This window comes from Aliivibrio friggae (assembly GCF_057368515.1).
Window position 1 is genome coordinate 890437 of sequence record NZ_CM170649.1, and the last position, 15065, is coordinate 905501.

Genomic DNA, 15065 nt, shown 5'->3' on the forward strand with positions numbered 1-15065 from the left:
TGCCCTTGGAGAAAAAGCGATGAAAGATAATAATACTCTACATCAAATCGCAGAGCAGGCTGGGCTAGCAAATAGTTACGTAAGTGCTTGGGGCGATGAAGAAAAAGTCAGTGACGATACCTTAATTCGTTTACTGGCTTCTTTGGGTTATGATACTAAGAATGAAGCTACATTGCAGCGTTCTTCTGAAAAAATGCAGAAGCAAGACGTGTTAGCGCCGGTGTCTGTTATTCGTGATAACGAGCCACTTCAAGTTTCTATGCAGTTAGGTAAAAGTGCTCGCATTAGTGAATTCAGTTGGAAAGTAACGACTGAAAATGGTGAGGTCCTTGAAGGTTACCTGCAATCTCAAATTGTAGCGGATGAGCGTGAAAAGGGTGGGGTATTATTATTTTCTTTACCAACATTACCTTGGGGATATCACACATTAGAAGTGATTCGTAAGCGCCGTAAAGCTCCTTACGTGATGACATTAATCGTGACACCTCAAGTTTGTTTTAAACAAGATGCAATTAATCAGGGGAAGAAACTGTGGGGTCCAAGTGTTCAACTTTATACACTAAGAACCGCTCATAACTGGGGTATTGGTGATTTTGGTGATCTAAAACAGTTGGTTGGTGATATTGCAAACCGTGGTGGTGATTTTGTTGGTTTAAACCCAATTCATTCACTGTTCCCTGCAAACCCTGAAGGCGCAAGTCCATACAGCCCATCTTCTCGTCGTTGGTTAAATATTCTGTATATTGACGTGTGTTCAGTACCAGAGTTTGCACTGTGTAATCAAGCACAAGAGTTGGTTGGCAGTGCGGAGTTCCAGCAGCGTTTGATTGAAGCTCGACAATCTCATTGGGTAAATTATACCGAAGTGTCAGCGCTTAAAATGAGTGTGTTGCCGCTATTATTTGCGGAATTTAAAGCGCGCCATTTAGATAAAAATAGCGCTCGCTCTGATGCGTTCCTTGCATTTGTAGAAGAGGGCGGTGAAAGCCTACTTCATCAAGCTGCATTTGATGCACTGCATAATTCACTTTATACCAAAGATCAAAGCATTTGGGGCTGGCCTGTATTCCCAAGTGAATTACAACATTTTGATAATAAACAAGTACAGCAATTTATTAAAGACAACCGTGATCAGGTTGATTTGTACATGTACCTACAATGGATTGCCTTTACTCAAATTAATGATGTTCAGCATTTTGCTGAAGATAAAGGGATGGATATTGGTCTATATCGCGATTTAGCGGTAGGGGTTGCGGATTCTGGTTCTGAAACATGGGCAGATCACGGAAATCTATGTCTAGATGCTAGTATTGGTGCGCCACCTGATATTTTAGGTCCTCTTGGTCAAAACTGGGGCTTACCACCACTTAATCCGCATGCATTAAAAGCAACAGGCTATGATGCTTATATTCAACTGCTTCGTGCAAACATGAAAGCTTGTGGTGCATTACGTATTGATCATGTATTGGGTCTGTTGCGTTTATGGTGGATACCAAAGGGTGAAGATGCGACAAAAGGCGCATACATGTATTACCCAGTTGAAGATATGCTGTCGATTCTTGCGCTAGAAAGCCATCGTTATGAGTGTTCAGTGATTGGTGAAGATCTAGGTACCGTGCCTGATGAAATTGTGAATTTACTTGCTGATGCCGGTATTCATTCATATAAAGTCTTCTTCTTTGAAACAGCAGAAGATGGTGGTTTTTATTCGCCTACTCATTATCAAGAGCAGTCGATGTCGGCACTATGTACGCATGATATGCCCACACTACGTGGTTTTTGGCATTGTGATGACTTAAAAATGGGTGAAGAGATTGGCCTATACCCAGATGCTGAGCAGTTAAAAGCCTTATTTGAAATGCGAGCAGAGTCTAAACAAGAGATTTTAAACAGCGTTGATTTCCATGGTTTCCTACCTGAAGGTATTGGCCGTGATGCGTCATTTGTACCAATGGATAGGCATTTAAGTGATGCATTGCAATGTCATTTGGCAGCAGGATCGAGCACGCTTCTCAGTTTACAGCTTGAAGATTGGCTAGAAATGGATAAACCAGTTAACATACCGGGAACTGTTGATGAATATCCAAACTGGCGTCGTAAGTTATCTATCACCTTGGATGAGATCTTTAATCGCCAAGAAGTGAATGAGTTAACTAAGCGTTTAACTGACATTCGTGCTCAAGCTAGCCGAAAATAATAGGAGTATTTACGTTGAACTTACTTGTTGAACGTAAAGAAAAGGACATTTACATGCAGCTTGAAAGAGCTGCATTTTCAGATCCGTTTTCTTTTTTAGGTCCACAATATCAATCTACTGACATTGCCTTGCGTGTTTGGCTTCCTGGAGCAACCTCGGTTAGTGTGCGTCTTTCTTCAAATCAGAAAAGTTATGCATTAAGCTCTGAACCTTCTCAAGAAGGGATGTTTATTCTTAATGAATCCCTTGATATTACCAATGAACATTACCAACTAGTCGTTAATTGGAATGGCATAGAGCAAATCATTGATGATCCTTATCAATATCACGACATTTCCCCGACAGATGCTCAGGCTCATGCGCCAAAAGAGATGTATAACCATTTGGGTGCTCATTTAGTTACGCTTGAGCGTGGTAAAAAGAGTGTTCAAGGTGTGCGATATGTTGTGTTTGCACCGAATGCATCTGCTGTCAGTGTTATTGGTGATTTTAACCAGTGGGATGGCCGTCGTCACCCTATGCAGCGTATTGATAATGGACTTTGGGCATTATTTATTCCAGAGCATGTGGCTGGAGTAAAATATAAATTTGAACTCAAAGGGCCTAGTGGGGAAGCGCTTCCTCATAAAATGGACCCATTTGGTGCGTTTAACGAGCAATACCCGTCTTTCTCTTCTGTTGTTTACGATCAAGCTGAATATCAGTGGCAGGATACGACATGGCAAACACGCCCTGTTACTCAAAAGCAAAAAGAAGCCTTATCTTTTTATGAACTTCATGCCGGTTCTTGGAAGCGAAATGAACAAGGTGAGTTTTTAACTTACCGTGAATTGGCTGAGCAATTAATCCCATACATCGTTGAGATGGGTTATACGCACATTGAGTTGATGCCAGTTTCGGAGCATCCGTTTTATGGCTCGTGGGGCTATCAACCAATTGGTTTATTCTCACCAACAAGTCGATTTGGTACACCTGATGACTTCAAATTCTTTGTTGATCAGTGTCACCAAGCAGGCGTAGGTATTGTTTTGGATTGGGTTCCGGCTCACTTTCCATCTGATTCTCACGGTTTAGCGAACTTTGATGGAACGTCACTGTTTAATGATCCTGACCCGCGTCGTGGTTGGCACAATGATTGGCAGAGTTTTATTTATAACTATGACCAACAGCACGTACGTGAATTTTTAGTTTCAAATGCACTGTATTGGTTTGAACACTTCCATATCGATGGCTTACGTGTTGATGCGGTTGCGTCAATGCTTTACCTTGATTATTCACGTGAAGATGGTGAGTGGATCCCTAACTGGGATGGCGGGAATCACAACCATGGTGCCATTGCCTTATTAAAATGGATGAATGAAGAGGTTTACACTCATTATCCAAATGCAATGACTATTGCTGAAGAGTCAACGGCTTTTCCTGGGGTTTCAGCACCCACGTTTGATGGCGGCTTAGGTTTCGGTTTTAAATGGAATATGGGCTGGATGCATGACAGTCTGAGCTATATCCAAGAAGATCCTATTCACCGTCGTTACCATCATGACACCATTACTTTTCCTATGGTGTATGCATTTAGTGAAAACTATGTGTTATCACTTTCTCACGATGAGGTGGTGTATGGCAAAGGCTCTATTTTAGATAAAATGCCTGGTGATGAATGGCAGAAGACGGCTAATATGCGAGCATACATGGGTTATATGTATGGTCAGCCAGGTAAGAAACTGAACTTCATGGGTGCTGAAATTGCTCAAAGTGCAGAGTGGGATCATGATGGTCAACTGCAATGGTTCTTAACAGAATTTGACCGTCACTCTGGTATGCAGGCATTAGTTCGTGATTTGAATAAAATGTACACTTCGCAACCAGCACTATATCAAAATGATTGTAGCCCTTCAGGTTTTGAATGGCGATTGCAAGATGAAGCCGAAATGAGTGTATTGGCTCATGAACGTTTAGGCGATAATGGTGAGCGTATTTTGGTGGTGAGTAACTTTACGCCATCACCAAGAGAAAACTTCCGCTTAGGTATGCCTGTTTCTGGTGAATATGAGTTATTACTTAATAGTGATGCGAATTTCTATGGCGGCAGTAACTATGATGTTATTGGCGAAGTAAAAACAGAAACTATTGAGTCTCAGGGACTACCTCAATCTATCTCGATTACATTACCGCCACTTTCAACGGTATTCTATCGTTTAAAGTAATCAGTTCAAAAATAGTAAGATAATACATAGCCCTGAATGACGATTGTGGTTCAGGGCTATTTTAATTTATGTATTTTATTCTGGTAATAAATATTCATCAAAACCAAGTTGAGTAAGGTTTTCAAACGCTTCCCATACCTCTTTGGGAATATTTTGTGCTTCTTGGTAACCTAATGTTGGATAGATTTTTAATCGATGTAATTCACCTAAAATAATACTAGCGACATGATCAAAAGTAACCTCTTCAGTAGGGTAATTGATAAAACTAATATTAGGCGAGCTAATACAGAATTCTATATTGCTCCAGTTTTTTAAGAATGTAGCGAGTAGTCTTCTTTCCATATAAGGCTTTTGAACTAACAGTAGAGATTCAACCTTGATATTTTTTTCTTTAAGCAAATCTTGAGTAAAGAAAATATTTTCACCCGTATTAGTCGCTTTTGTTTCAACAAGAATAGCAGAAGAGGGAACCCCCATATCTTTAGCCACATTTGCAAAAGTTTCAGCTTCGCTTAAGTTGAATAAGCCTTCTGTAGCACGTCCTTGTGCTCCTGAGAAGATAAGCAAAGGGGCATACCCGTCGAGATAAAGTTGAGCTGCATGTTCAGCAACACGTAAATCGTAGCTACATAGTACAAAAATAGCGTCACTTTTTTTTATTGGTTGATTTAAAAGATGATAATCCCAGATAAGTTGAAGCTGTTGAAACAAATGAAGCGGCATATAATAATTCCTGTTAAACGATATTATGAAATAATTGCACTGCCTTAAACAACTTTCAACTCCTATTTTTTATGGAATGATGAGCTATATATTAGATTGGTGAATATAATGTTAACTGTTTGTGTTGCTTTGGCCGGAAAGATTGAACTGAAGCACACTCTCAGATGAATTAATATTGAAAATAGATATAAGCTTAAATTTTCTCAATTTTACATATAAAATATGTTAAGTTAATCTCAAATAATGATAATAAGCACTATTAACTAATAGTGATTATATTAAAAATAATCTCAAGGAGAGAAAATGGCTGGTGTATTAGGAATGATTTTGGCTGGTGGTGAAGGCTCACGTCTGCGTCCGTTAACTGAGTCTCGCACAAAACCTGCTGTACCGTTTGGTGGCAGCTATCGTTTAATTGATTTTGCATTAAACAATTTTGTGAATGCAGATTTAATGCGAATTTATGTATTGACTCAGTTTAAGTCACAATCATTATTCCAACATATGAAAAAGGGTTGGAATGTAAATGGAATTACGGATCGCTTTATTGACCCTATCCCTGCACAAATGCGAACAGGGAAGCGTTGGTATGAAGGTACCGCCGATGCGATTTATCAAAATATCAGCTTTATTGAAGCATCAGAGCCTGAGCACGTATGTATCTTTGGTTCGGATCACATCTACAAAATGGATATTCGACAAATGCTCGATTTCCATAAGAAAAAACAAGCAGCGTTAACTGTCTCAGCACTTCGTATGCCAGCTAAAGATGCGACGGGTTTTGGTGTTATCGAAGTGGACGAGCATGGAAAAATGATTGGTTTTGAAGAAAAACCGGCAAATCCAAAATGTATTCCCGGCCACCCTGGTATTGCTCTTGTTTCTATGGGTAATTACATTTTTGAATCAGAAAGCTTATGTAAAGAGCTTAGACATGATGCGGATCTTGCTGACTCATCACATGACTTTGGTAAAGATATTATTCCAAAGATGTTTCCGGAAGGTAATGTATATGTTTATGACTTCAGCACCAATCATATTACTGGTGAAAAAGAAGAAGTTTACTGGCGTGATGTAGGTACGATTGAATCGTACTGGGAAGCGCACATGGATCTTCTTAAGAAAGATGCACCATTCTCTCTATATAACCGTAAATGGCCGCTTCATACATACTATCCGCCACTTCCTCCTGCGACATTCAGCGACTCTGACAATGGTCGTGTTCAAATCATTGACAGTTTAGTGTGTGGTGGCAGTTATGTTCGCGGCTCTCGTATTGAGAAATCGGTACTTGGTTTCCGTAGTAATATTGCCTCTGCTTGTGATATTAGTGAAAGTATTCTTTTAGGTGATGTGAAAATTGGAAAAGGATGCGTTTTACGCCGAGTTATCATTGATAAAGGCGTAGATATTGCCCCTGGAACTGAAATTGGTGTTAATCTTCAGGAAGATAAGAAGAGATACCATGTTTCAGATGAAGGCATTGTAGTTATCCCTAAAGGAGAGAGAATTGGTTACTAAGACGCTTTCAATTTTATTTGTAGCATCTGAGGTCGAAGGATTAATCAAAAGTGGAGGCTTGGCTGATGTAGCCAAGGCTCTGCCTAAGTCCCTTAACACATTAGGGCATCGAGTAAATATTGCGATGCCAGCTTACAAAAATATTTCAGGTCGAGACGACGCAGAGGTTTTGTTAGAGACAAATTTAGAGCATTGGCCACATACACCTTATCAAGTAAGGGCGTTAGAAGTGGATGGTGTTTCTGTCTTTGGTATTGAGTGTGCTCAGTATTTTGATCGTGCAGAAATGTACGCTGAAAATAATCAAGCCTATGCTGATAATGGTGAGCGTTTCGCTTTTTTTAGTGCAGCTTGTCTTGATATGCTGCCAAAGCTCAATGTGAAACCTGACATTATTCATGCAAACGACTGGCACACAGGTTTAGTGCCATACTTACTGAAGAAACGTTATAATAATGATGTTTTTTTTGCACACACACGCAGTGTTCTTTCTGTTCATAATGCGGTGTTTAAAGGTATTTTTCATTACGATGAAATTAATTGCCTTACAGAGTTCAAAACGCATTACGTTCCTGAAGCCTCAGTCAGTCATACGCACATCAGTATGTTAAAAGCCGGTGTGTTATGTGCCGATAAAATTAATGCGGTAAGCCCTACTTATGCAAAAGAGTTACTGACCGAACTTGGTTCTCACGGCATGGCCGCTGATTTCCAAGCAAGAGAAGCCGATTTGTTTGGTATTTTAAATGGCTGTGATTATGGAGAATGGAGTCCTGTAGTGGATACTTTCATTCCTAAGCAATTTAAGGCCAATCGCATTAGTATGGTTCGTGGTAAAAAAGCATGTAAATCAGCGTTGCAAGAAGAAGTTAATCTTCCTCAAAAAGACGTTGCTATGTATGGCATGGTTTGTCGTTTAACTAATCAAAAAGGCATTCATTACCTATTACCTATTTTAGAGCAGTTCTTAAAGAATGATGCTCAAGTTGTAATAGTAGGTACAGGTGATCCTATTCTGGCTAACCAATTGGCAGAGATTGCAGCAATACACAGTGATAAATTTGCCTTTGTAGAAGCTTACAGTAATAAGCTAGCACATTGGGTTGAAGCGGCTGCTGATTTCTTTTTAATGCCTTCAGAGTTTGAACCTTGTGGACTAAATCAAATTTATAGCATGGCTTATGGTACCCTTCCAATTGTACGTGAAGTCGGTGGTCTTAAGGACAGTGTGATTGATTATGATATTGATCCTGATAATGCAACTGGCTTTAGTTTTAAAAACCCAGAACCGGTTGAGTTATTATTAGTATTGATGCGTTCATTATTACTTTATAGTCAGAACCTAAATGAAATAAAGCGTGTTCAATTACATGCAATGACGCAAAATTTTAGTTGGGATGAAGCGGCTGAAAAATACATAAAAATGTATTTATCATAATTTGAATAAAGCAGCCAATTAAAAATACTTAAAGGAAAGACATTACGTCTTTCCTTTTTATTTACTGTCGATAAGCGTATAGGATCAGATAAATTGTACTGAAACTGTATCTTGACGTTACTTGGGTATAGAATAACGCTCTTTACTGGTTAGGTATCGCATCGTGATTTCAAAACTACCTAAATGGGTCGAATACGGCACCTTCTTTCTAGCACTTTTAGCTGGGATCACTAACTCAGTAGGCCTACTGGGTTTTCAGCACCAATCTATCTCTCATCTCTCTGGTACTGCCACGTTACTTGGAACTCAATTACTTGGGTTCAATGAAACAACATGGCACTTATTCTTTATTATCTTTAGCTTTATTTTAGGCTCTTCATTAAGTAGCTTAATTGTCGGTTGTACGGCATTAAAATTAGGGCGACGATATAATTTCGCACTGTGTATTGAAAGTGTTTTGTTGTTTGCTGCAATGATTATTTTAGGTGAAGGAAGCCAGTGGGGGCATTACTTTGCTTCTGCGGCTTGTGGATTACAAAACGGCTTGGTTACTACCTACAGTGGAGCTGTGGTTAGAACCACTCATGTAACTGGTGTGCTTACTGATCTTGGCATTATGCTAGGCATGAAGTTAAAGGGAGAGCCCATTCATCGTCGTCGTTTAGCATTGTATCTATTTATCGCATTTGGCTTTGTGTTTGGCGGGGTGATTGGTGGTTATTTCTATCCTTTCCTTGGGATAAATACACTAGCGATTCCTGCAACGTTATGTGCGTTGTTAGCGTTTTCTTACTCAGTTTATTTATATCAGCATAAAGATCATTAGGCGTTCTTAAGTCTTTACTGAAGATAATCAAATAAAAATGGCCGCTAATTTAGCGGCCATTTTAGTTTCAACTATTAACTCAATATTAAGAATTTGATGGTTGAACTAGTGGTTTGTATGGGTTATCCGCTTTACGACAAGCTGCAGTTGTGAAGATAACATCTGTTGAGCTGTTTAACGCTGTTTCAGCTGAATCTTGAACTACGCCAATGATGAAACCAATAGCAACGACTTGCATTGCAATTTCGTTTGGAATACCAAATAGGCTACATGCTAATGGAATTAAAAGTAATGAACCACCAGCAACACCAGATGCACCACATGCAGATACTGCGGCAACTAAACTAAGCAGTATTGCCGTAGGTAAATCTACGGTTACGCCAACAGTGTGAACGGCTGCAAGGGTAAGTACAGTGATAGTAATCGCAGCACCGGCCATGTTAATTGTTGCACCTAGTGGAATAGATACAGAGTAAGTGTCTTTATGTAGATTTAAACGCTCACATAATGCCATATTTACAGGAATGTTTGCTGCAGAGCTTCGTGTAAAGAATGCAGTTACACCGCTTTCACGTAGACATAAGAACACAAGTGGGTATGGGTTACGCTTAGTGCGAATAAATACAATTAATGGATTCACAATTAGCGCGATAAACGCCATTGAACCAAGCAGTACCGCTAATAGGTGTGAGTAACTTGCTAGCGCGTCAAAACCTGTTTCTGCAAATGTGCTTGATACTAAACCAAAGATACCAATTGGAGCAAAACGGATAACAACAGTTACGATATCTGAGATACAGTTAGACAGGTCAATAAATACTTTTTTCGTTGCATCAGATGCAGAGTGTAGCCCTAGACCTAACGCTACAGCCCAGCCTAAGATACCAATGAAATTACCAGTCATTAATGCATTGATTGGGTTATCAATAATTTTAAACAGTAAAGTGTGAAGGACTTCAGCGATTCCTTCTGGTGCGCTGTTTGTTGCAGCATCTGTAACTAAAGTAAGAGTTGTCGGAAAAAGAAAGCTCATAACTACTGCAGTTAATGAAGCACAAAAAGTACCGACTAAATATAAAACCACGACAGGTTTCATATTTGAATCTTGGCCTCGTTTTTGGTTAGCGATAGAAGATGCGACCAAAATGAATACAAGGATAGGAGCAATTGCTTTTAGCGCACTAACAAACAATTGACCAAATAGACCTGCAGAAACAGCAAGATCTGGTGATAATGTTGCTAGAGCAACACCTGCAACGATACCGATTAAAATTTGTATAACGATGTTGGTATTCATCATACGAACGAGTAAGGGTTGGGCTTGCGGCATATTAAATTCCTTTAATTTAGTACAACATACATCTTATCTGATGCTTATGCGAAGAATAGTAACATTATTGTCTATTTTTTTGCACTAACTTGTTAAAGAGTTCTCAATAAATGCCGATAATAATTATAAATAACGTGTTACATAAATAATTGTTGGTTATATTATTAATAATTTGAATGGCTGAGTGGGTGTTATGTATGAGTGGAATATTAAATAGTGTTGATCAGCGCACCCAGCTTGTGGGTGAAAATCGATTGGAATTGTTGCTTTTTAAGCTTAACACCACTCAAATTTTTGCGATCAATGTTTTTAAAGTAAAAGAGATTTTAAAAGTTCCTAAATTAACAAAACTACCAGGCTCTCATTATCATATTTCAGGAGTGGCTAGCTTACGCGGTGAGTCTGTTCCTGTGATCGATTTACGAGGAGCTATTGGGATGAAATCGATGGGTTGTGATGAAGAGGCGACATTAATTATCACAGAATATAATCGTACCACCCAAGGTTTTCTAGTTGGACAAGTTCAAAATATTATAAATACGACTTGGGCAGATATTCAACCGCCACCTAAAACTGTTGGGCGTCATAACTATCTTACAGCAATCACTCAAGTTGAAGTTGAGCCAAATGTTACTCGTATAGTCGAGATTATCGATGTAGAAAAAGTACTGGCAGAGATCATTGAGTATGATATTACTATTTCTGAAGGTGTATTAGATGAGAAGCTTCTTGCCCACATGCATGGACGTAAAGTTCTTACTGTTGATGATTCGAGTACGGCTCGTGCTCAAGTTAGAAATACGTTGCAGCAGTTGGGCTTAGAAGTTATTGAGTGCAGTGATGGGCTTCAGGCTCTGAATTTACTAAAAGGGTGGTGTAACGAAGGGAAAGTCGTTACGGATGAGATCTTATTAATGATTACTGACGCTGAAATGCCTGAGATGGATGGTTATAAACTGACACATGAAATTCGAAACGATCCTCGAATGAATGATCTTTTTATTACTCTGAATACGTCGTTGAGTGGTAGTTTTAATGATGCAATGGTACAAAAAGTCGGCTGTGATCGTTTTATCTCTAAGTTTCAGCCGGATCTCATTGTTGGTGTAGTGCAAGATCGTCTTGCTCAAATTATTAAATAGTGGGTCAACCTGCTTATAAAAATAGGTGGGTTATATAAAGTATTGGTACGGTAAACTGTATATTAAATGTGACAATTATGTTTGGTTTTGGTAGAGTTCTGACAGTTCCATGACATTGGAGCGCATTAGAGCAAGGCACTTTGTCTTTTACACATCAAATTTAAGGTAGTTTGTTCGCATATGATCTGGATGACATCCAAGTTAATAATTACGCTGATGGTTTTAGCGTATAGAACATATCACAAAGGACGTGTAAAATCTGAAGCTGAGCTTGATTAGCTTAGTGGATAAATTAAAAAGGAGGCTTATGAGCCTCCTTTTTTTATTGCGGTCTATTTATACCAATACTAGTGGTTATCTTTTTTCCTATTCGGCATTAAATATCGCGATTGATAGTGGTAATAAGCTGTAATCGAAAATAAACTGTTTTGTGCTGGTTCTTGTATCTTGAGTATCACAGATTAAAGACCAGCGAGAGTATTTTTTGGGCTTTGGTAATTCAAAGCGTGTAGGCACATTTGATTGATTAATTATAATCAGTAATTCTTTTTCACCATTATAGATATTAAGGTGAAGGCATAAAGATTCAGCACCATGCCAATCACTGTGTGTCATGTAGTTGCCTTCAGGTGTATACCATTCAACTTTTTGTTTCGTTCTATTTGAACCGCTAAATGCATTTATAATAGGCACCATATGAGTTTGTCTAGCTTGGATCATTTCTGATAACCATGCTTTAAACTCTTGTGCTTCTTTATTTAATGTCCAATTTACCCAGCTAATATCACTGTCTTGGCAGTAAGCGTTATTGTTACCTTGTTGAGTGTGTGAGCAATTATCAGCTGCAAGAAGGTGAGGGATCCCAAAACTAAATAATAACGTTGTCATCATATTGCGTTTCTGTTTCTCACGAAGGGCGATAATTCTAGGGTTACTTGTCGGTCCTTCAACGCCATAGTTATCAGAACGATTGTCGCCATGGCCATCTTTATTCTCTTCACCGTTAGCGTAATTATGACGCTCTTTATAGCTAACAAGGTCTTGAAGAGTAAATCCATCGTGGTAGCTAATATAGTTAACAGGAAGTTTATGTGGCCAGCGAGAAGCGCTAACCAGATCTCGAGATCCCATAAGACGAGTCGCAATGGATTTTAGGTAATTTTGCTCCCCGCGCCAAAAACTCTTAGCGGTATCACGGAATTTATCGCTACACTCATTCCAACCATCAGGAAATTGGCCAACCTGATAGCCGTTAGGGCCAATATCCCATGGTTCTGCAATCAGTTTTACTTTTCTAAGGATCGGATCTTGAGCAACGGCTTTGAAGAACGCATTGTTAGGATTAAATTGGTCATACTCACGACCTAATGTCGCAGCTAAATCAAATCGGAAGCCATCAATATGGTAGTGCTCAACCCAATACCGCAAAGTATCCATAACTAGGTTTAAACTTGGTTGATGCGTAATGTCCAGCGTATTACCACAACCGGTATAGTTAGTGTAATTACCATTATGGTGTAAGTAATAGTCTTGGTCTAAACCTTTTAGATTAAAGGTTGTTCCGCCATTACCACCTTCTGCTGTGTGGTTGTATACCACATCTAAGACCACCTCAATATTATTTTTATGTAATTCTCGTATCGCCGTTTTTAGCTCGCGAACTGCATCAGTTTTGGCATAGCGAGGATCTGGAGCCATAAAAGAGATAGGGTTATATCCCCAATAATTCACCATGTCCATTTCAAGTAAATGTGGTTCATGCATACAAGCAGCTACAGGAAGTAATTGTACGGTAGTGATCCCTTGTTGCTTTAAGTGAGCGATGCAGGCAGCATCCGCTAAACCAAGATATGAACCTCTTACATCCTTATTAACTTCTGGGTTTAACAGCGTAAAGCCTTTTACGTGAGTTTCTAATAAGATGGTTTCTGCACGAGGGATCATTGGATTAGCAGTACCTTGCCAATCAAATTGGTCGTCGACAACCACTGACTGAGCGAGTGTCCAACTTTGTTCTGCAGTGTAAGGTACTTGATAGTGAGGTGTATTTTTTAGTGCTTTTGCATAGGGGTCAAGTAAAAGAAGGGCTTCTTGGTCTTGAATGATTTTAAAGCCATAGGCGGTATTTTCTGTGATTCCATCGATAAAAGTATATTTTATAGAGGCGTACTCTGCGGTGAACGGGTATTCACAATATGTACCGTCATCATTAAAAATGATTAATGAAACGGGAGATGCGGAGGTGTGATGTACAGAAAAATTACAACCATCGCGAGTAAGTGTCGCACCAAGAGGGTACGGGAATGCATGATGTGTGTTCACAATATTCCTCAAATAAACAACAAAAGCCCAATTGCAGATTGGGCTTTTTATAATTAGTAACGTTTGTTAAGCGCCGACTTCTTTATAGAGCCTTTGGCATGCTTTTCCATCATTATGAAATAAATGGCATCGATTTGCAGGAATACCAATAGAGAAGGCATCGCCTGCTTCAATTAACGCTGTATCAGGGACACGGTATATCATATCGGCGTCAGCATCTTCAATTGTTAAATAAATTTGTGTTTCATATCCCAATTTTTCAACAACTAAAACATCTCCTTTAATAACTGCGTCGCCATTTTCAGCAGCAACTAAGTGCTCAGGACGAATACCTAGTGACATTCTTTCACCACGAGTGACCTGTGTTCCATCTACTGGGATCCAAAATGAAGCGCCGTTCTTAAATTGAACCTTAACTTGATTCTTCTCAACATCTTCAATGAAGACACTAATAAAGTTCATTTTAGGAGAGCCAATAAAGCCAGCCACAAAACGGTTTTTTGGGTAATGGTACAGTTCTAATGGCGCGCCAACTTGAGAAACATACCCGCCATCTAGCACCACAATTTTTTCAGCCATTGTCATTGCTTCGACCTGATCATGGGTAACGTAGATCATGGTGCAACCTAGTTTTTTATGCAGTTTGGCAATTTCGATACGCATTTGAACACGTAATGCCGCATCAAGGTTTGATAAAGGCTCATCAAGAAGAAAAACGTCTGGTTGAGACACCAAAGTACGACCGATAGCAACACGTTGGCGTTGACCACCAGAAAGTGCTTTAGGTTGACGTTCTAGTAAATGACCTAGCTGTAGGATATCAGCAGCGTGATCAACACGTTTTTTGATTTCAGATTTATCTGCTTTTGCTAACTTCAAGCCAAAAGACATGTTATCAAACAAGTTTAAATGTGGATAAAGCGCATAAGATTGGAAAACCATACCTACGCCGCGTTTAGAAGGTTCGACATCATTCATGCGTTTTTCACCCATGTATAAGTCGCCAGACGTAATGTCTTCTAAACCTGCGATACAACGTAATAATGTTGATTTACCACAGCCCGATGGCCCAACAAAAACAACAAATTCACCAGAGTTTATATCTAAATCAATATTCTTCGAGATTTTAACGTCGCCATAGGATTTGCAAACGTTACGTAAAGTGACACTCGTCATTGTGTCTATCCTCATTTAATTTTAAATAATTTTTACCAACTACTTATTCAGTTTGGTATTAGCTAAGCGCTTTTATAGTGTCATTCTTATGCAAAAGGAGGCGTTCGTCATCCTCCTCCTTCTTCTTTTTTTTGGGGGAGTAGGGGGGAGGAGTACTTAGATCACGTTTTTAATAAATGTCGACGG

General features: G+C 39.2%; 10 protein-coding genes. 6 read left to right on the plus strand and 4 right to left on the minus strand.

Annotation, left to right across the window (positions count from 1 at the left end):
* The first annotated feature begins 19 nt into the window (after nt 1–19).
* Together malQ and glgB are read left to right on the plus strand one after the other, a co-directional pair.
* The gene (gene malQ, locus AC2INI_RS17440) at nt 20–2197 is read left to right on the plus strand and encodes a 4-alpha-glucanotransferase (RefSeq protein ID WP_486305852.1); all 2178 of its coding nucleotides are present in this window, start codon (nt 20–22) and stop codon (nt 2195–2197) included.
* A 53-nt stretch (nt 2198–2250) separates the two neighbouring features.
* A complete protein-coding gene (glgB, locus tag AC2INI_RS17445; protein WP_486305853.1) occupies nt 2251–4401 on the plus strand; it encodes a 1,4-alpha-glucan branching protein GlgB in 2151 nt (716 codons plus the stop codon).
* A 75-nt stretch (nt 4402–4476) separates the two neighbouring features.
* Here the strand turns inward: glgB and AC2INI_RS17450 are convergent, their stop codons facing one another.
* On the minus strand, nt 4477–5124 hold the full coding sequence (locus AC2INI_RS17450) for a YdcF family protein (protein WP_122032676.1): 648 nt from the start codon (nt 5122–5124) through the stop codon (nt 4477–4479).
* 303 nt (nt 5125–5427) lie between these two features.
* On the opposite strand from AC2INI_RS17450, the gene glgC reads away from it, so the two are divergent.
* The 3 genes from glgC (at nt 5428) to AC2INI_RS17465 (ending at nt 8909) form a co-directional block, all read left to right on the plus strand.
* Nucleotides 5428–6645 (plus strand): glucose-1-phosphate adenylyltransferase, encoded by a 1218-nt coding sequence (gene glgC, locus AC2INI_RS17455; protein ID WP_122032677.1) that lies wholly within the window; start codon nt 5428–5430, stop codon nt 6643–6645.
* Nucleotides 6635–8083, plus strand: coding sequence for a glycogen synthase GlgA (glgA, locus tag AC2INI_RS17460; RefSeq protein WP_486305854.1), 1449 nt, complete (start codon nt 6635–6637; stop codon nt 8081–8083). The genes glgC and glgA overlap by 11 nt, the downstream gene beginning before the upstream one ends.
* A 163-nt stretch (nt 8084–8246) precedes the next feature.
* Nucleotides 8247–8909: a YoaK family protein gene (locus tag AC2INI_RS17465; protein WP_122032679.1), complete on the plus strand. Its 663-nt coding sequence runs from the start codon at nt 8247–8249 to the stop codon at nt 8907–8909.
* 85 nt (nt 8910–8994) lie between these two features.
* Here AC2INI_RS17465 and sstT read toward each other — a convergent pair whose 3' ends face one another.
* Nucleotides 8995–10239, minus strand: coding sequence for a serine/threonine transporter SstT (sstT, locus tag AC2INI_RS17470; RefSeq protein ID WP_122032680.1), 1245 nt, complete (start codon nt 10237–10239; stop codon nt 8995–8997).
* 197 nt (nt 10240–10436) lie between these two features.
* On the opposite strand from sstT, the gene AC2INI_RS17475 reads away from it, so the two are divergent.
* Nucleotides 10437–11381 (plus strand): chemotaxis protein CheV, encoded by a 945-nt coding sequence (locus AC2INI_RS17475; protein ID WP_122032681.1) that lies wholly within the window; start codon nt 10437–10439, stop codon nt 11379–11381.
* A 366-nt stretch (nt 11382–11747) separates the two neighbouring features.
* Here AC2INI_RS17475 and glgX read toward each other — a convergent pair whose 3' ends face one another.
* Together glgX and malK are read right to left on the minus strand one after the other, a co-directional pair.
* Nucleotides 11748–13703 carry a glycogen debranching protein GlgX gene (glgX, locus tag AC2INI_RS17480; protein WP_486305855.1) on the minus strand — a complete coding sequence of 652 codons (1956 nt, stop codon included), beginning with the start codon at nt 13701–13703 and terminating at the stop codon, nt 11748–11750.
* 66 nt (nt 13704–13769) lie between these two features.
* Nucleotides 13770–14879, minus strand: coding sequence for a maltose/maltodextrin ABC transporter ATP-binding protein MalK (gene malK / locus AC2INI_RS17485; protein ID WP_122032683.1), 1110 nt, complete (start codon nt 14877–14879; stop codon nt 13770–13772).
* Between the last annotated feature and the right edge of the window lie 186 nt (nt 14880–15065).